This window comes from Hyphomonas sp. BRH_c22 (genome assembly GCF_000961795.1).
GTDB lineage: Bacteria > Pseudomonadota > Alphaproteobacteria > Caulobacterales > Hyphomonadaceae > Hyphomonas.
Genome location: NZ_LADU01000054.1, coordinates 53,377 through 70,250, shown reverse-complemented (window position 1 = coordinate 70,250; position 16,874 = coordinate 53,377). Strand labels below are relative to the sequence as shown.

Annotated in this window: 15 protein-coding genes; 12 read left to right on the top strand and 3 right to left on the bottom strand. The window is 61.5% G+C overall.

The annotated features are described in order from the left end of the window. Nucleotides 1–198 precede the first annotated feature (198 nt). Entirely contained in the window at nt 199–1,218 is a 1,020-nt protein-coding gene (locus VR74_RS07090) for a calcium/sodium antiporter (RefSeq protein WP_045695483.1), read from the top strand. Then, nucleotides 1,211–1,678 carry a preQ(1) synthase gene (queF, locus tag VR74_RS07085; RefSeq protein WP_045695481.1) on the top strand — a complete coding sequence of 156 codons (468 nt, stop codon included), beginning with the start codon at nt 1,211–1,213 and terminating at the stop codon, nt 1,676–1,678. Before VR74_RS07090 ends, queF begins: the two co-directional genes overlap by 8 nt. A 2-nt stretch (nt 1,679–1,680) precedes the next feature. Here the strand turns inward: queF and VR74_RS07080 are convergent, their stop codons facing one another. Beyond that, the gene (locus VR74_RS07080; protein WP_045695479.1) at nt 1,681–2,316 is read right to left on the bottom strand and encodes a nitroreductase; all 636 of its coding nucleotides are present in this window, start codon (nt 2,314–2,316) and stop codon (nt 1,681–1,683) included. Nucleotides 2,317–2,453: 137 nt separating this feature from the next. Here VR74_RS07080 and VR74_RS07075 point away from each other — a divergent pair, with 137 nt between their 5' ends. The 5 genes from VR74_RS07075 to VR74_RS07055 all read left to right on the top strand — a co-directional run bounded on the left by VR74_RS07075 (nt 2,454) and on the right by VR74_RS07055 (nt 8,680). Beyond that, nucleotides 2,454–3,158, top strand: coding sequence for a TetR/AcrR family transcriptional regulator (locus VR74_RS07075; RefSeq protein ID WP_045695478.1), 705 nt, complete (start codon nt 2,454–2,456; stop codon nt 3,156–3,158). Between the two features lie 4 nt (nt 3,159–3,162). Further along, complete coding sequence (locus VR74_RS07070; protein WP_045695476.1) at nt 3,163–4,347, top strand: efflux RND transporter periplasmic adaptor subunit; 1,185 nt, start codon at nt 3,163–3,165, stop codon at nt 4,345–4,347. A gap of 14 nt (nt 4,348–4,361) precedes the next feature. Beyond that, nucleotides 4,362–7,475, top strand: coding sequence for an efflux RND transporter permease subunit (locus VR74_RS07065; RefSeq protein WP_045695475.1), 3,114 nt, complete (start codon nt 4,362–4,364; stop codon nt 7,473–7,475). Between the two features lie 81 nt (nt 7,476–7,556). After that, nucleotides 7,557–8,369, top strand: a complete 813-nt coding sequence (gene cysE / locus VR74_RS07060; protein WP_045695473.1) for a serine O-acetyltransferase — start codon at nt 7,557–7,559, stop codon at nt 8,367–8,369. Between the two features lie 98 nt (nt 8,370–8,467). Then, nucleotides 8,468–8,680, top strand: a complete 213-nt coding sequence (locus tag VR74_RS07055; RefSeq protein WP_045695471.1) for a DUF3126 family protein — start codon at nt 8,468–8,470, stop codon at nt 8,678–8,680. A 13-nt stretch (nt 8,681–8,693) separates the two neighbouring features. On the opposite strand, the gene xseA is transcribed toward VR74_RS07055, so the two are convergent. Beyond that, nucleotides 8,694–10,097, bottom strand: coding sequence for an exodeoxyribonuclease VII large subunit (xseA, locus tag VR74_RS07050; RefSeq protein ID WP_045695508.1), 1,404 nt, complete (start codon nt 10,095–10,097; stop codon nt 8,694–8,696). Between the two features lie 47 nt (nt 10,098–10,144). Here xseA and purD point away from each other — a divergent pair, with 47 nt between their 5' ends. Further along, complete coding sequence (gene purD, locus VR74_RS07045; RefSeq protein WP_045695469.1) at nt 10,145–11,440, top strand: phosphoribosylamine--glycine ligase; 1,296 nt, start codon at nt 10,145–10,147, stop codon at nt 11,438–11,440. Here purD and VR74_RS07040 read toward each other — a convergent pair. Then, entirely contained in the window at nt 11,437–12,027 is a 591-nt protein-coding gene (locus tag VR74_RS07040; protein WP_299949803.1) for a murein L,D-transpeptidase catalytic domain family protein, read from the bottom strand. The two genes, purD and VR74_RS07040, sit on opposite strands and share 4 nt — an antisense overlap. Before the next feature lie 105 nt (nt 12,028–12,132). Here VR74_RS07040 and VR74_RS07035 point away from each other — a divergent pair, with 105 nt between their 5' ends. The 4 genes from VR74_RS07035 to VR74_RS07020 all read left to right on the top strand — a co-directional run bounded on the left by VR74_RS07035 (nt 12,133) and on the right by VR74_RS07020 (nt 16,837). Then, nucleotides 12,133–13,221 carry a phosphotransferase family protein gene (locus VR74_RS07035; RefSeq protein ID WP_045695468.1) on the top strand — a complete coding sequence of 363 codons (1,089 nt, stop codon included), beginning with the start codon at nt 12,133–12,135 and terminating at the stop codon, nt 13,219–13,221. A gap of 20 nt (nt 13,222–13,241) precedes the next feature. Next, nucleotides 13,242–14,447, top strand: a complete 1,206-nt coding sequence (locus tag VR74_RS07030) for a serine hydrolase (protein ID WP_299949801.1) — start codon at nt 13,242–13,244, stop codon at nt 14,445–14,447. A 72-nt stretch (nt 14,448–14,519) separates the two neighbouring features. Next, the gene (locus tag VR74_RS07025; RefSeq protein WP_045695466.1) at nt 14,520–15,431 is read left to right on the top strand and encodes a hypothetical protein; all 912 of its coding nucleotides are present in this window, start codon (nt 14,520–14,522) and stop codon (nt 15,429–15,431) included. A gap of 113 nt (nt 15,432–15,544) precedes the next feature. Further along, nucleotides 15,545–16,837 carry an amidohydrolase family protein gene (locus tag VR74_RS07020; protein ID WP_045695465.1) on the top strand — a complete coding sequence of 431 codons (1,293 nt, stop codon included), beginning with the start codon at nt 15,545–15,547 and terminating at the stop codon, nt 16,835–16,837. The last annotated feature ends 37 nt before the right edge of the window (nt 16,838–16,874 follow it).

Genomic DNA, 16,874 nt, shown 5'->3' with positions numbered 1-16,874 from the left:
AACGGGCCTGTCTGACGTGAAGATAGGCGCTGTTACGGCCATTTTCGCCCCGAACGCTGCAGGTTAACGGGATTTTCCGGGCGGAAATCAGCGCACTCCACGGTGTTCGGGCGACTGCAGCGCGCACAGCACTCTCCGTTTGCCAGCCAGCCTGCACACGCCCTATGATTGGCAGATCGAATTCTTGCGGGGCAATTGATGACGTACCTTATGGTCCTGGGTGGCCTAATTCTGCTTTTCATTGGCGGCGAGGCACTCGTGCGCGGCTCGGTCAGTGTTGCGCGCAAGCTCAACATTTCGGAACTGGTCATCGGCCTGACACTTGTCGGTTTCGGCACATCGGTTCCGGAACTGGTCACCAGCCTGCGGGCGATCGGGCAGGATGCCGTCGGGATTGCCGTGGGCAACGTGGTCGGGTCGAATATTGCCAATATCCTGCTCGTGCTCGGCCTTGCGGCCGTCATTCGCCCCATTCTGACCAATCCGCGGGCTCTGGCGCGTGACGGCATGATCATGCTGGCTGTGACAGCGCTTCTCTGTGCGCTGATCTGGTTTGACATGTTTACAAGGCCAGTTGGCATCGGTCTGCTCGGCCTTCTGCTTGCTTACCTGACATATTCCTTCATCGCGGATCAGCGTCGGGGCAGTGAGGCCGCTGCCATGCATGCTGCTGAAGGTGAAGTGGTTGAGGCGCACTACGGCTTGTTTGTGGGCCTGCTGATCGCGCTGGGAGGACTGGTCGGCGTTGTTCTGGGCGCCCGGTTGCTGGTCGATGGCGGCGTGGTCATTGCGCGAGACCTGGGTATCAGCGAAACGGTCATCGGCCTCACGATTGTGGCGGTCGGCACCAGCCTGCCAGAGCTTGTGACGTCTGTCGTGGCGGCCTATCGCGGCAAATCGGATGTGGCGCTAGGCAACGTCATCGGGTCCAATATTTTCAACGTGCTCGGCATTCTCGGCGTAACGGCAGTCGTCCATCCATTCACCTTGCGCGGTGATATCGCGGTTGAAGCGATGTCACAGGGGCGGGCGTCGAGCATCATTTCGTCCACCGACATTGGTGCGCTGATCCTGTCGGTCTTCCTGCTCATGCTTTTCGCGATGACGGGAAAACGCATCGCACGGTGGGAAGGTGCGGTTCTCCTGCTCGCCTATGTGCTCTATTTCGGTCTCTTGTTCGACCTAATCCCTGTCCCAGGAATCATCCCTTATGGCTGACAATCCGATCTATCAGGGGCTTGGCCAGCTCGGCCAGCAGACCAGCGCGCCCCAGACGCCGGAAGAGGCTCGCCTTGAACGCGTCCCGAATCCCCATGCCGGCACGCTCTACCTGACGCGCTTTGTTGCGCCCGAGTTCACATCGCTTTGCCCGGTTACGGGACAGCCGGATTTTGCACATATCGTCATCGACTATGCGCCCGGGGAATGGCTGGTCGAAAGCAAGAGTCTCAAGCTCTATCTGACAAGCTTCCGCAATCATGGCGCATTCCACGAGGATTGCTCCGTGGCAATCGGCAAGCGCATTCAGGAATTCACCGAAGCAAAATGGCTCCGGATTTCGGCCTACTGGTACCCGCGCGGCGGGATACCGATCGACGTATTCTGGCAATCCGGCGATGTGCCTGCAGGACTATACGTACCGGACACGGGCGTTGCGAGCTATCGCGGCCGGGGCTGAGGTCACGTCGGCGGCGCCCACCGGGTGATCTTCTCGCTCATGTCGGGCCGTGGCCGTTCCGGGCAGCCCATCGTGGCCGTTCCAAGATAGATGAACCCTGCAATGCGCTCGTCGTCAGTCAGGCCAAGCAGCCTGGCCACTTCGGGATTGAATGCCATCCATTCGGACAGCCAGACACCGCCCCAGCCAGCCGCATTTGCGGCCAGCAGAAGGTTTTGGCACACCGCACCGGCTGACAATTCCTGCTCCCAGACGGGTGTTTTATGCGTTCGGTCGGGCGACGAAATCACCGCGACCACAACAGGTGCGCGCATGGGCAGGCCTGCAGCTTCGAGAATGTCCCGGGACTCTGCGCCCGGCGTATTCGCATCATGGATGCGAGCCAGATGCTTGCCGAATGCCGTTCTGGCTTCGCCTTCAAAGGTGATGAAACGCCACGGAGACAGTTTGCGGTGGTCGGGAACCCGGGCTGCAACGCGCAGCAATTCATCCAGCGCGTCGGGGGAAGGCCCCGGTTCGGTCAGGTGATGCTTGCTGGCGGACCGGCGCAGCGCGAGGAGGGCGCGGGCGTCTGCACTGGGACGTGCGGGCAGCATGGTGGTGCCGACCGGGGGGGCAGGGGGGAACATGTGTGACATGGACGCTACATAGCTAGCCGGTCTGACTCCCGAAAGAGGCAAGCTTCCATGTTTCTGCTTGTCGGGGGCAGGGGCGGAGCCTAGATGAGTGAACGGCGTTCACTTTTTGAACATTCATCCGCGGTAGATTCAGCTTCATGCCTTCTGACCTATCCCTTGAGCCTACGCCGGCCGAGCGCCGTCGGCTGAAAGTGCGCGGCGCCATTATCGATGCAGCCGAGCGGGTCTTCGCGTCGGAAGGCGAGACCGGTCTCTCCATTCGGCGGCTCGCCGAAGAAATCGATTACTCGCCGTCCGCCATCTACAAGTATTTCGGCTCCAAGGAGGCGCTGATTGACGAGCTCAAGGAAGCGTTCTTTGAGCGACTCCTGGCCCGGGTCGACAGGATATCCTGTGCCGATGCGCCTTTCGCGCAACGCGGAAGGGCCTGCGTCTCAACCTACATTGAAACGGCCATGGAGCGCCCGCATCATTACGCGGCGGCCTTTTCCGGCCCCCTTGTTACCGATCACGATACGCAGACCCCGCCCCAGAAATGGGAAGACTTCGAAAAGACCTACAAGGGGCGGGCGTTCAACATTCTCGTTGAGATGGTTCGCGAGGGGCAGTCACTGAATGTATTCGATCCCGCCCTGGACCCATTCCTCTCCGCCAAGTCGGTCTGGGCGGCGTCCCACGGTCTGGCGCAGCTGATAACCCACATGCCGAACGTTTCTGCGCTGTCGCCTTCAAATCCGCCCGTGCCGGCAAGTACATTTATCGCATTCCACGCTGACCTGGTGTTTCGGGGATTGCAAAGGCCCGCTTTGGCGCGGCAAACTCATTTGACTCTCGAGGACTGAGACCATGACGCCTTCCGATTACTATCAGGGCGACGAGGCCCGCGAGAAACGCCCGACCTTCCTGAAGGGGGTCATCTTCCTTGTGATCCTTTGCCTGGCGGCGGCAGGCCTGATGTATGCGGCCGTGCAGTTGCGCAGCGCTGAAGGTCCCAAAGTTGCCTCCGTGGCGCCCGATCCGCTGGCCGTCTCGGTCATGCCCGTGCGTCTGGCCAGTGAGTTCCGGATCGATGAGACGTTCAGCGGGCTCGCCGAAGCCCGCCGCAAAAGCCAGCTCGGGTTTTCGAGTGGCGGGCGCATTGATTTGATTGCTGCGGATGTCGGCGACCGGGTCAAACAAGGCGCAACCCTCGCTCGGCTTGATACGCGCAGCCTCGGCGCGCAGCTGGCATCCGCCCAGGCGGTTGTCGAGGAAGCGCGCGCCGCGCATTCACTGGCATTGAATACGGTTGAACGCCAACGGACATTGAAACTCCAGGGACACGTCTCCCAGCAGCGGGTCGACGAAGCGGAAGCGCAGGCAAACACGTCCATGGCGCGTATTGAAGCGGCCCGGGCCCAGGCCGATACGTTGCGCGTCCAGATCGATCTTGCACGCATCACCGCGCCCTTCGACGGGGTGGTGACGGCCCGCATGGTGGATGAGGGCGCCATCGCCGGACCGGGAACATTGATCCTCGAACTGGTTGAGGCGGGGCATCTGGAAGCCAAGATCGGCCTTCCGGCTGTCAGTGCGGCGCGGTTGAACCCCGGCGAAACCTATAAACTCATTGCCGATACCGGCACAGTCGATGCCATTCTGCGCACGGTCACGGGGGTCATCGATGCCGACCGGCGCACAGTGACCGCCGTATTCGACATCGAAAACCCGGGCGAGCTGCCGGCAGGGGCCGTCGTGCGGCTGTCCATGGAGCGCGAGATTGACGAGCCGGGCTTCTGGGTGCCGGTCAAAGCCATGTCCACCGGTTCGCGGGGGCTATGGACGGTGTTTGTGGCGGCGCCATCCGATGCTGGCTGGCGCGCCGAGCCGCGGCCCGTGGAGATGGTGCATTCGGAAGGCGGCCGCGGTTTCGTTCGCGGGCCCGTTCAGGAGGGCGACCGCGTTATCGTTGACGGTCTGCAGCGGATTGCCCCCGGCATGCCGGTGATACCGCGCGATGCCACCAGCGCTGACGCGCCGAACGAAGGCTGAGGGGCCGGGCCGCCATGCGCACCATATTCTTCCGCCTCCCACGCCTCGCGATTCTCACCATGATGGTCATCCTGATTGGTGGTATTGGCGCGATGTTTTCACTGGGCCGGCAGGAAGACCCGACGCTGATCGAACGGTATGGTTTCATCCTGACCACGCTGCCCGGTGCTGACGCCGAACGCATGGAGGCGCTCGTCACACAGCCGATCGAGGCGGCCCTGATGGAGCTGCCGGAGGTCGATGAAATCCAGTCCGTCTCCCGGCCGGGCGTGTCGCAAGTCAGCCTGCAGGTGCGTGAGGATCTCACTGAGGCCGAAGTCGACGATGCCTGGACGCTGATCCGCCAGAAGGTCGCGTTTGCGGAGTCGCAGTTTCCCGCGGGCACAAACACGCCCGAAATCCATCGCCAGTATGTCGGTGCGGCCACCTTGGTGGTCGGGCTGGTATGGGAAGGAGAGGGGGAGCCCCCCCTTGCCGTGATGCGCCGCATGGCGCTTGACCTGCAAGACCGGTTCCAGCGCCTGCCCGGCACCGAACTGACCGACCTGTTTGGCGTTCCCGCTGAAGAAATCCGCATCGTCGTCGACCCGGAAGCTCTGTCCGCTGCCGGCCTGACCGTTCGGCAGGCCGCGTCACTGGTCGCATCGGCAGACAGCAAGACACCCGCAGGGCGCCTGCGCTCCGATGGTGGCAATGTGGGCCTGGAAGTCGGCGGCGAGTTTGAAAACATTTCCCGCATTCGTTCCGTTCCGCTGGTACAGCGTCCGGACGGTTCCGAAGTGCGGGTGAGTGACGTCGCGACCGTCCAGAAGGGGTTCGAATATCCGCCCGTCCGCATGGCGCTGGAGAACGGAAAACGGTCCATTTTTGTAGGCGCGTTCATTTCCGACGACCAGCGTGTGGACAAGTGGGCGGCAACCGCGCAGCAGGTCGTCCACGATTTCGCTCAGAATGCCCCGCCGGGGCTGCGTATCGAAACGGTTTTCGACCAGAGCAAGTATACCAATGCGCGCCTGAATGGCCTCGCCAAAAACCTGCTGATGTCTGCCGGTATCGTGTTCGTGGTCCTGTTCTTCACGATGGGCTGGCGGTCGGCACTGGTGGTCGGGTCAGCCATTCCGTTGACGGTTGCGCTCGTCCTCATCCTGTTCAAGGTGTTTGGACACCCTCTGCACCAGATGTCGGTCACCGGCCTCGTCATTTCGCTGGGTCTGCTCATCGACAACGCCATCGTCGTTGTCGACGATTTCGACCAGATGCGCGCCCGCGGCTCATCGCGCGCACAGGCGATAGACAAGAGCCTGCGCCACTTGTTTGCCCCGCTCGCAGCCTCGACGCTGACGACCGCCCTCGCGTTTGCCCCGATCGCTCTCTTGCCGGGTGGCGCGGGTGAGTTCATTGGCATGATTGGCCTGTCGGTTGTCTTCTCGATCTCCGCGTCATTCATCGTCTCGATGACACTGATCCCGGCAATGGCGGGCTGGTTCGACCGGACACGCGGCTGGGAAACGGGCATGGCCAGAAGGCCTCGCCGCTGGTGGCGTGACGGCGTCACGATCGACTTCATCGCCGACGGATACCGGGCAACGATCGAAGCCGTTCTACGCTTTCCGCCCTTGGGAATCGTGCTGAGCATCGCGCCAGCCATTCTGGGATTCTATCTGGTCGGACAATTGCCCTCGCAATTCTTTCCGCAAACGGAGCGGGACCAGTTCCAGATTTCGATGCAGTTGCCCCCTGAAGCCAATCTCTCCGATACGATCGCGTCGACACAGTATGCGAGCGAACTTATCGAGGCGATGGAAGGCGTGCAGTCAGTCACCTGGGTGTTGGGCGAGCCGTCGCCGCGCGTTTACTACAACATGATTGACAATACCGAGGGCGTGGAAGGCTTTGCCGCCGGCTGGGTCCAGCTGGACGGCAATGAGCGGACGCATGAGATCGTTGCCAGGGTACAACACGAGATGCGTGACGCGTTTCCCGGCGCGCGGTTCCTTGCATTGCCGTTCGAGCAAGGGCCTCCCGCCGACGCGCCCATCGATTTCACAATCATGGGCAATGATTTTGAAACGCTCGGCCGTCTTGGCGACGAAGCCCGAACCATTCTGGCACAGACGCCCGGCGTAACGTATACCGTCGCGTCGCTCGAACTCGGCGCCCCGACCGTCAGCCTGAAGGCAGACGAATCTGCCTCCGCACTTGCCGGACAACGCCTGACCGAACTGGCTTCGGCGATGAATGCCGAACTGGAAGGCGTTCGCGCCGGGTCGATTGTTGAAGGTACCGAAGAATTGCCCGTCATCGTCATCGGCCCCGATAGCCGGCGAGGTACATTGACTGACCTGCGCGCCATGACGGTCGGTGACGGCACACCGATATCTGCATTGGGAACAATGACACTCGACGCCAAGACAGCCGTTGTGTCGCGCCGCGATGGGCAGCGCATGAACCAGATCCTTGCCTTCCTTGATCCCTACACACTTCCGGCACCGGTCTTCGCCGACTTTCAGGCGCGTCTCGAGGCCAGCGATTTTGAGCTCCCGCCGGGCTATACCATCCGCATCGGCGGCGAAGCGGAAAACTCCGGCGAGGCGATCGGAAACCTGGCCGGTGTGGGCATTCCGCTGGTCCTCGTCATGGCCGGGGCCATCATGCTTGTGTTCAACTCGTTCCGGATGATGCTGTTGATCCTGGCTACAGGATTCCTGTCCCTCGGGCTCGCATTCTTCGGTGTCTGGCTTTTCAATCTGCCATTTGGCTTCAACGCGATCATTGGCGGCCTTGGACTGCTGGGGATCGCGATCAACGGTTCAATCGTTGTTCTGTCATTGCTGAAAGCCAGCCCTGCGGCCATGGCCGATGACATCATTGCCCAGCGCGAGATTGTCGTGGATGCGACCCGGCACATCGTCGCCACCACGCTCACCACGATGGGGGGCTTCGTTCCCATCCTCCTGACGGGGGACTCATTCTGGATGCCGCTAGCGGCCGGCATTTCCGGTGGTGTCGCCGGTTCAGCCTTGCTGGCGCTCTATTTTACCCCGGCCGTATTCCGGATCATGACGCTGAAACCCATGCGGAAGACGCTGACCTACCTGTTTGGACGGCGCCAGATGCCGGCTGAATGAGTTAATTGTGAAAGCAGGGAACTTGATACGGGCGCAACTTTTGCCCATGTGCCTAAGAAGCGATTATTGACGGAGGCCGGAATGGTCGAAAACCCTGATATCGGTGCCCCGCCGCCCGCATGGCGCCGGCTGCGTTTCGAGGCTGCAGCTGCAGCGGCTGAAGAGCCCACGCTCGCGAGCTATATCAACGCGGCGATCCTGGCGCATTCCTCGCTCTGCCAGGCCTTGTCCTATCATTTGGCCGAGAAACTGGGTGGCCCTGTCATGGGTACGCTTCAGGTGCGCCACATCCTGTCCACTGCCTATGATTCCGATCCCTCGCTGCTTGCGGCGGCGGAGGCAGACATGCAGGCGGTGCTGGAGCGTGACCCGGCTTGCCGGGGAATGCTGCAGCCATTCCTGTTCTTCAAGGGTTTCCTGGCGTTGCAGACGCACCGCATCGCGCATGTCCTTTGGCGGCAGGGCAGGGAATCGCTTGCCTTCCATTTCCAGGGCGTTGCCTCAGAACTGTTTGGCGTCGATATCCATCCCGCCGCCCGCATCGGAACGGGCGTCATGCTCGATCATGCCACCGGCATCACGATCGGCGAAACGGCCATTGTTGGCGATGGATGTTCGCTGCTTCACGGCGTGACGCTGGGCGGCACCGGCAAGGAAGTGGGAGACCGCCACCCGAAAATCGGCCGCGGCGTGCTCCTTTCCGTCGGTGCAAAAGTTCTGGGCAACATCACGATTGGCGACGAAGCCAAGGTGGCTGCGGGCAGCGTCGTGCTCAAGGACGTGCCGGCTCATTGCACCGTGGCTGGCGTCCCGGCCAGGATTGTCGGCGAACCGCTCTGTTGCCAGCCGGCCAAGACGATGGATCAGAACATTCCGGACGAAATGGCCAAGTAAGTCACGCGTGCCTGCTCACATCTGTTTGCAGGCGCCCCTGTTGCGCTGCAAAAGAAAAAGACTAGGTTGCGCCGCTGAATTACCAAGGAGTGCGCGTCATGGAACGTGAAGAAACACTGCGTCTTGAGGCGTACCTGAAAGAAAAATTGCACCCGGGCCTGCGCCTGCTGGCGCGAGACAAGACTGATGATTCCGTCGAGGTTTATCTCGGCGCCGAGTTCATTGCCCTGGTCTACAAGGATATTGACGAGGGCGAGATATCCTACCAGTTCCAGATGACGGTCCTGCAGGAAGACCTTTCGGGCAGCTGATCGTTCATAACCTCTAGAACAAAGAGCCCTGACCTCCCTTGGCCGGGGCTTTTTTTGCTTTGGGGGCCGCCGCTGGCGACGGGGCAGAACCATCCAGCGGTGCGGCCATGACGTCGCCATCCGAGAAGCTGACGCGAAATGTTGCCGACTTTCCGGCAATGCCGGATGTTCGGATGAGCTTGCCATCCTCACCCCGCACGATGGCATACCCCCGGCTGAGCGTGGCATGGTATGAGAGCGTTTCCAGCAGCTTGCCCTGCGATTCCAGCGCCACACGCCGACGGTCCATCAGGCGTATCAGGGCCGGTCGGGCGCGCACGGCGGTTTCTCGCAGGCTCTGGCGCGACCGCCGGATATCTGCTCTCAGACCGGCCGGGCTGATTTGCGCCGAAGCCAGCCGCGACCGGCTGCGCTCTATCAGGGCGCGGGTCGCGCGCGGCAGGTTAGCCGCCGCATAGTCCAGCCTCTGGCGTTTCGACTGCAGCAGCGTCTCAGGCCGGGGCATGCGTGCCGCCCGCAGGGCATCGCGTGACCGTGCCGTCCGCCGAGCCAGCGCGCGCTTCAGGCGGGCCCCGCTTTCCTCAATGCTCAGCAACAGTTCGCTGCGCACGGGCACGGCAATCTCGGCGGCGCCCGTGGGCGTCGGTGCGCGAGCATCGGAGACATAGTCGATCAGGGTCGTATCGGTTTCATGGCCGACCGCGGAAATCAGCGGAATCTCGCTTTCAAAGGCCGCGCGGACAACGATCTCCTCGTTGAATGGCCACAGATCCTCGATTGAGCCGCCACCGCGCGCCACGATCAGCACGTCTGGCCTGTCAGCCCCGGTCATGGCGTTGAAGCCTTTGATGCCTGCAGTCACCTGCGCTGCGGCTGCATCGCCCTGCACAAGGGCTGGCCAGACGATCACGCGGACCGGGAAACGGTCCTGGATACGGTGCAGGATATCGCGGATCACTGCGCCTGTCGGGCTCGTGATGACACCAATCGTAAGCGGCAGGTATGGCAGTTTCTTCTTGTGGCTCGCGTCGAACAGGCCTTCTGCGGCCAGCTTCTTCTTGCGCTCTTCCAGCAGCGCCATCAGCGCACCAGCGCCGGCAGGACGCATCGAGCTTGCAATCAGCTGGTAATTCGACCGGCCCTCATAAATGGACAGCCGCCCCGTCGCGATCACTTCCAGGCCCTCTTCAGGCCGGAAAGGCAGCTTGTCGACCTGCCCCTTCCACATGATCGTGTTCAGGACCGCCTTCTCATCCTTGATGTCGGCATACATGTGACCTGACCGCGCAATCGTCACCCGGCCAAGCTCGCCGCGCACGACCACATGGTCAAAATTCGATTCAATCGTCCGTTTCAGGCTCGCGGCGAGCTCCGAGACGGAAACGGCATGGTCATTGGGCACTGGCGAGTCAGGCATCCAGCCTTTATAGCGACTGGAAAGCTGCAGGCGAGGGGCCAAATCCCATGAACATCCTCCTCATCGGATCCGGCGGGCGTGAACATGCGCTGGCCTGGAAGATCGACCAGTCGCCCCTTGTGGACGTGGTCCACTCGACACCGGGAAATCCCGGCATGGACGTGATCGGCCCGTGCTTCGATGTTGCCGCTGACGATATCGACAATCTCGTGAAACTGACCCTGCAGGTCGAGCCGGACCTCGTCGTGATCGGCCCGGAAGCCCCACTCGCCCTCGGTCTTGCCGACATCCTGCGTGCCCGCGGATTCGACGTGTTCGGTCCCAGCCGTCTCGCCGCCCAGCTGGAATCCTCCAAGTCATTCTCCAAGGCGCGGATGATGGCCTATGGCGTTCCCACGGCCGCCTATGGCGAGTTCACCACGCCTGCGCTCGCCAAATCCTTCCTGCGCACGATGGAGGCGCCTTTCGTGCTCAAGGCGGATGGCCTTGCAGCTGGCAAGGGCGTCGTCATCGCCGAGACGCTTGAACAGGCTGATGCCGAAGTCGACGACATGCTGTCCGGCAAGTTTGGTGACGCGTCGGCAACTCTGATCATCGAGGAATTCATGCATGGCGAGGAGGCCAGCATTTTCGTGATCACGGACGGCCATGGCGCTGTCTACCTGCCAGCCGCGCAGGATCACAAGCGTGTCGGTGACGGCGACACCGGTCCCAACACTGGCGGCATGGGTGCTTACGCTCCCGCGCCCGTGGTGACGCAGGCCGTCATGGACCGCATCAAGTCCGAGATCGTCCAGCCCATGCTGAAAGGCATGGCGAAAGACGGCATGCCCTATCAGGGCGTACTTTATGTTGGCGTCATGGTGACAGGGGACGGGCCAAAGGTTGTCGAATTCAATGCCCGCTTTGGTGATCCGGAATGCCAGGTCCTGATGAAAGGGCTCGCCGGCGACATTGTTCCGGCCATTCTCGCCGCCGCGACTGGCGGACTCGACGGCAATGAGGACGCCTTCGAATCCCTCTTTGAACTCGAACGCTTCGATCCGACGGCGACCGTGGTGCTGGCGTCTGAAGGCTATCCCGGCAGCTATGCCAGGGGATCGGTGATCAATGGCCTGGCTGAGGCGAACAATATGCCGGGTGTCACTGTGTTCCATGCAGGCACCGACAGGGATTCCGAAGGAGCCATCGTTGCAGCGGGCGGGCGGGTCTTGAACGTCACCGCATCCGGTGCGAGCCTCGAGGAGGCAATTTCACGCGCCTATGCGGGTGTGGATCGAATTGACTGGCCGGAAGGATTCTGCCGCCGCGATATTGGCTGGCGTGCGCTGAAGCGCAGCTAGCGGCTCACGAAAATCAGCGTCCCTTCAGGGACACTGGCAATGAACCGGTCAAAGTCTGCCTTCGAAAACGCAATACAACCGTTCGAACGCCCGAGCTTGCCATGCTGGGCAAGGAATTCCGGTTCAGCGTAGCTTGCCGCATGCACAACGATGGCGCGCTCCCGTGATGACTTGTTGGTCTCGTCCAGGCCATCAAGGCGAATGCTGAGGCCATGCTTGCCATAATAGGGCTCGGCTATGCGTAAGGCACCCGCGGGACTCGCGCTGGAGCCAGGCGTATCGGAGAACCGGTCCAGCAAGCCGTCATGATCTGTATCAGAGCCGCGTCCGTGCGCCGCGCGATAGGAGGTTATGTCGCCGCTCTCGAGGTTCACGACAAACAGACGCTCGTCTTTCGAGTGAAGCGAGTAATCGACGACCACGACAACGCCCTCATTGGCGGCTTTGCCGGCATGCGCCGTGTGCGCGGCCAGGGCCTGAGCGAGCAGCTGCGGCCGCAGGGCACCGTTCGGCGCAAGATTCTTGGCATGGGCAGGTGCCGCCGCCAGAAGCAACAGGAAGGAAATTGTGGCCAGTCGTTTCATCATAAAAAAGCCTGCCCTGAAATTGTGGCGACCTTACGGCAGGCCTTGGCACGGCACGGGTGGCCGTTATTGTATTCACCAGCAAACCCTGGAAGTGAGACCGACCCCATGGCAGAGACAGAAACGGCACAGGATCTGTTCAGCGGCACCAAATCCGTTGTCGAATCGCACAAGTTCAACGAGGCCAACCTGGCCGCCTGGATGGAGGCGAATGTGGAGGGCTATGAAGGCCCTCTGGAGGTGCGCCAGTTCAAGGGCGGCCAGTCCAACCCGACCTACCAGCTGGTCACGCCCAAAAAGAAATACGTCATGCGCCGCAAGCCGCCCGGCAATCTCCTGCCCAGCGCGCACGCCGTGGACCGCGAATTTCGTGTCATTAACGCGCTCTATCCCCTCGGCTACCCGGTCGCGCGGCCCTACGGTCTTTGCATGGACGAAGATGTTGTCGGCACGATCTTTTACGTGATGGACATGGTGGAAGGCCGCATCCTCTGGGACGGCACGCTCCCCGATTATGAGCCCGCGATGCGCCGCAAAATCTATGAAGCCAAACTGAAGACCTTCGCCGACCTGCACAATGTAGACTGGAAAAAGGCGGGGCTCGAGGGCTTCGGCAAGGAGGGCGACTATGTCGCCCGCCAGGTTCATCGCTGGACCAAGCAGTACAAGGCATCGGAAACGATGCACATTCCCGAAATGGAGCAGCTGATCGAGTGGCTTCCGAAGAATATTCCGCCGGGTGACAAGACGACGATCGTTCATGGTGACTATCGTCTCGACAATATGGTGCTCCACCCCACCGAGCCGAAAGTCATCGCCGTGCTCGACTGGGAGCTTTCAACGCTCGGGGATCCGCTGGCCGACTTCTCGTACCACCTGATGAACTGGGTCATGCCACCGGGCGATTCGAGCCGTGGTTCCCTGTCTGCCATTCCGGACCTCAAGGCCTGGGGCATCCCGACCATGGAAGAGTATGTCGGCATGTACTGCGCGCACACAGGCCGCGACGGCTTGCCGGAGCTTGATTATTACTTCGCCTACAATGCCTTCCGACTGGCGGGCATTCTGCAGGGAATTGTCGGGCGCGTGCGTGACGGCACGGCAAACAGCGCCAATGCCGAGGCCAATGCCGAACGTGTCATACCGCTCGCACGGTTTGCGGCCAGTTATGCGCGCAAGGCCGGCATGGAAGGGTAATGCCTCCGGGCATTTCGGGCATGCGTATGGGACTTCTTCGTCGCTTGGGTATCGGCTTGGCAGCCATTGTCGTTGCAGCGGCGGTCGGTTGGACGGTGATCGGTCCTGACTGGCGCGCCTTTCTCAGCCACCAGCCGTACGGCAGGGATGTCCTGTTCTGGGACCTGGGCCAGCGAGATGCAGGTTTCCGCATGCTCGACAAGGTGCCGTTCATCATCAAATCGAGCGAAATTCAGTCCGACGGAGACGTCCGCCCGCTGCCGGACGGAGATCCGCTCGTTCTGGATGTCGATATTGACGCTTACCTTGCCGGGAACCGCACATCGGGATTGGTGGTCATTCAGGACGGCAAGGTGCGACTGGAGCGCTATGGTCTCGGTTTCAGGCCCGATGGCCGGTGGACCAGCTTCTCCGTCGCCAAGTCGCTGACCTCGACGCTGGTCGGCGCTGCCATTGCAGATGGCGCAATCGCCAGCATCAATGATCCGGTTGCCAACTATATCGAGGAGTTGCGCGGATCGGCCTATGATGACGTCACCGTCGTGCAATTGCTGACAATGACATCGGGCGTTGCCTGGAACGAGGATTACGATGATCCCGATTCAGACGTGGCGAAGTTTGATACACTGACGGTGGAGCCCGGCAAGAGCGCGATAGCGACCTATATGGCGTCGCTAGGACGTGCGCATCCGGCAGGACAGGTCTGGAACTATTCCACCGGTGAAACCAATCTGATCGGCGTGCTCGTCAGCCGTGCGACGGGAAAGCCATTGGCTGATTACCTGTCGGAAAAGATCTGGAAGCCCTATGGCATGCAACAGGACGCATCCTGGTTGCTCGGCTCCGACGGGCATGAGATCAGCGGCTGCTGCATACAGGCATCGGTGCGTGACTTTGCCCGCTTCGGCCAGTTCATCCTTGACGGCGGCGCAACCGGCGCTGGGCAGATATTGCCAGACGGATGGCTCGATAGCGCCACGCAGAAACAGGTCGACTATGGTGTGCCGGGCGAAGGCTACGGATACCAATGGTGGACATGGGACGACGGTTCGTTCCAGGCCGACGGCATATTCGGGCAGGGCATATTCATTGATCCCGCGCGCAATCTGGTGATTGCATCCAACAGCAGCTGGACATCGGCTCTGGGAGACCGCGATGGCGAATTCGAGGCCCGCAAGGCCTTTTACAAGGCAGTGCAGCGCGCGATTGATTCAAGTACGCAATAGGAGCGCCGTGCCGGGTCCGCGGGGTGACGTGACAGCAGGAAGGTGGCACTGTCCGCCGAAAAGGGAGAAGACATGAGCGACGTCCTGAAAGGCCCGTTTCGCGCGCCCGCGCAGATGCTGCAGGAGCAATCCTATGGCGGCCACAAGTCCCTGCACGACGATGCCGAGGCCGAACGGCTTGGCATCAAGGCGGGTCCGATCGAAGGCCCGACGCATTTCCAGCAATTCGTGCCGATGCTTTTCGATATCTGGGGCAAGGACTGGTTCGAGCGCGGCTGTCTCTCTACCCATTTCCTGAACATGGTGTTCGAGGGCGAGAAGGTCCGCGCCTTTGTCGAGCGTCCGGCGCCCGGCGAAACACGGGCCAAATGCTGGGCGGAAAAGGAAGACGGCACACCTGTCCTGGAGGCGAGCGCAACGCTCGGCCCTGACCATGGCGAGACCTTGCTCGAAGCGCGCATGGCGAAACTCCGTCCGGCTGAGGATCTTGTGATCCTCGCCGACATGAAGGTTGGCCTGACCACCACGAAGGACGAACCGGTCCGCATGGACGCCGACCAGCATATGGGCAACCTGTATCCTTTCAGCCTGAATCAGAAACTTGCCGTCATCACCGAGCCAAGCGACTGGTACAGCGATGCCGAAGCGTCTCCCTGGGGCCGCCCCGTCATCCCGCTGGAAATGGTCAGCGTCCTCGCCAACTATACCGGCGGAATGGCCAACTGGCCGGTCAAGCATCCGTCCATCGGCCTGTTTGCCGACCTTGAAATGCGCATGATCGACGGGCCGCTCTTTGTTGGCGAAGACTATATCCTCCGCCGTGAAGTCGTCGCGCTGTCAGCCAGCCGCCGGGCCGAGAATTATTGGATCCGTACACGTATATTCGATTCAACGGGCACCAGGCAGGTCGCGGAAACGCTTCTCAATCATGGCGTTCTGAAAGCCAGCTATCCGCACTACCCGGCCGACAGGCTGCCGGCCTGAATCCCGAAATCGCACCAGGGACACGCGCCTCATCAGGGCCTCGCCTTCCTGACCGACGCCCGCGAAAATGGTGCAATGAAAATCACCCAGACGCCCCGAGAAAGGCCAATCCGATGAAGACTGCACTTTTGAAATCTCTGGCCCTCTCGACTGCCTGCATCGTCGCGGCGGGTGTTGCCAGCGCACAGGACGCGGTCGTGCACGCAGGCCACGTTCTGGCGGTTCCGGGCGAGGGCTACCTCACCCAGCAGACAATCACCGTCAAGGACGGGCGCATCGTATCGATCCAGCCTGGCTACAAGTCCGGCGCGAAGGGCGCGCCGGTCATTGACCTCAAAAGCGCCTATGTCCTTCCCGGTCTCATCGACAGCCATGTCCATATCACCGGCGAGAATGGCCCGGATGAACGCTTGAAAAGTTTCACGGATTCCGCCGTGGATACCGCCTTTGATGGCGCCGCCTTCGCCAAGGTCACACTGGAAGCCGGATTCACCACTGTTCAGGATGTTGGCGCCGGCAACGATACCATCTTCGGCCTGCGCGATGCCATTGCCCGCGGCGCGGTCGTCGGTCCGCGGATGCGTGCGGCGGGCCAGGCGATCTCCGTCACGGGTGGCCATGGCGACGTGAACGGCTATTCCTCGCCGGTCATGAAACTGTTCACGGGCACGAATGTCTGCAACGGTGCGGATGACTGCCGCCGCGCCGTCCGCCAGCAGGTCAAGGAAGGTGCCGACATCATCAAGATCACGGCGACGGGCGGTGTCCTGTCGAACACGTCGGCCGGGCTCGAGCAGCAATTCTCGCAGGATGAACTCGTCGCCATCGTCGAGGCAGCGCATGCGATGGGGCGTCAGGTCACCGCTCATGCCCACGGCAAGGGCGGCGTCAATGCCGCGCTTCGTGCCGGTATCGATTCCATTGAACACGGCACTTACCTCGATGACGAATCGATTGCCCTGTTCAAGGAACACGGCGCCACCCTTGTGCCGACGGTGCTGGCTGGCGCAACCGTCACGGGCTGGACCAATGAGCCCTGGCTCCCTGAGGCCTCGCGCAAGAAGGCCGCGATCGTCGGGCCGCTGATGCTCGACATGCTGCGCCGTGCCCGTGAGGGCGGGGTAAATGTGGCTTTCGGCACTGATACGGGCGTTTCCCGCCACGGTGAGAACGCCAAGGAATTCGCGCTCATGGTCCAGGCTGGCTTCACGCCGGAAGAGGCGATCCGCTCTGCGACTGTGACCGCATCCCGGCATCTGGAAATGGAGACTGACATTGGCACGCTGGAAGCTGGAAAATATGCCGATCTCATCGCTGTGACCGCTGACCCCCTGAAGAAGATCACGGAACTTGAATCGGTCGACTTCGTGATGAAAGGTGGCGTGGTTCACAAGGGCCTGAATTAGCGCCTTCCAGTCATTTCTGGCCCGAAATGTGCAATAG

Coding starts and splice junctions, on each gene's coding strand:
- VR74_RS07020 (WP_045695465.1), top strand. CDS start 15,545: ATGAAGACTGCACTTTTGAAATCTCTGGCCCTCTCGACTGCCTGCATC.
- VR74_RS07075 (WP_045695478.1), top strand. CDS start 2,454: ATGCCTTCTGACCTATCCCTTGAGCCTACGCCGGCCGAGCGCCGTCGG.
- VR74_RS07030 (WP_299949801.1), top strand. CDS start 13,242: ATGCGTATGGGACTTCTTCGTCGCTTGGGTATCGGCTTGGCAGCCATT.
- xseA (WP_045695508.1), bottom strand. CDS start 10,097: ATGCCTGACTCGCCAGTGCCCAATGACCATGCCGTTTCCGTCTCGGAG.
- purD (WP_045695469.1), top strand. CDS start 10,145: ATGAACATCCTCCTCATCGGATCCGGCGGGCGTGAACATGCGCTGGCC.
- VR74_RS07040 (WP_299949803.1), bottom strand. CDS start 12,027: ATGATGAAACGACTGGCCACAATTTCCTTCCTGTTGCTTCTGGCGGCG.
- VR74_RS07035 (WP_045695468.1), top strand. CDS start 12,133: ATGGCAGAGACAGAAACGGCACAGGATCTGTTCAGCGGCACCAAATCC.
- VR74_RS07070 (WP_045695476.1), top strand. CDS start 3,163: ATGACGCCTTCCGATTACTATCAGGGCGACGAGGCCCGCGAGAAACGC.
- VR74_RS07080 (WP_045695479.1), bottom strand. CDS start 2,316: ATGTCACACATGTTCCCCCCTGCCCCCCCGGTCGGCACCACCATGCTG.
- VR74_RS07055 (WP_045695471.1), top strand. CDS start 8,468: ATGGAACGTGAAGAAACACTGCGTCTTGAGGCGTACCTGAAAGAAAAA.
- cysE (WP_045695473.1), top strand. CDS start 7,557: ATGGTCGAAAACCCTGATATCGGTGCCCCGCCGCCCGCATGGCGCCGG.
- VR74_RS07065 (WP_045695475.1), top strand. CDS start 4,362: ATGCGCACCATATTCTTCCGCCTCCCACGCCTCGCGATTCTCACCATG.
- queF (WP_045695481.1), top strand. CDS start 1,211: ATGGCTGACAATCCGATCTATCAGGGGCTTGGCCAGCTCGGCCAGCAG.
- VR74_RS07025 (WP_045695466.1), top strand. CDS start 14,520: ATGAGCGACGTCCTGAAAGGCCCGTTTCGCGCGCCCGCGCAGATGCTG.
- VR74_RS07090 (WP_045695483.1), top strand. CDS start 199: ATGACGTACCTTATGGTCCTGGGTGGCCTAATTCTGCTTTTCATTGGC.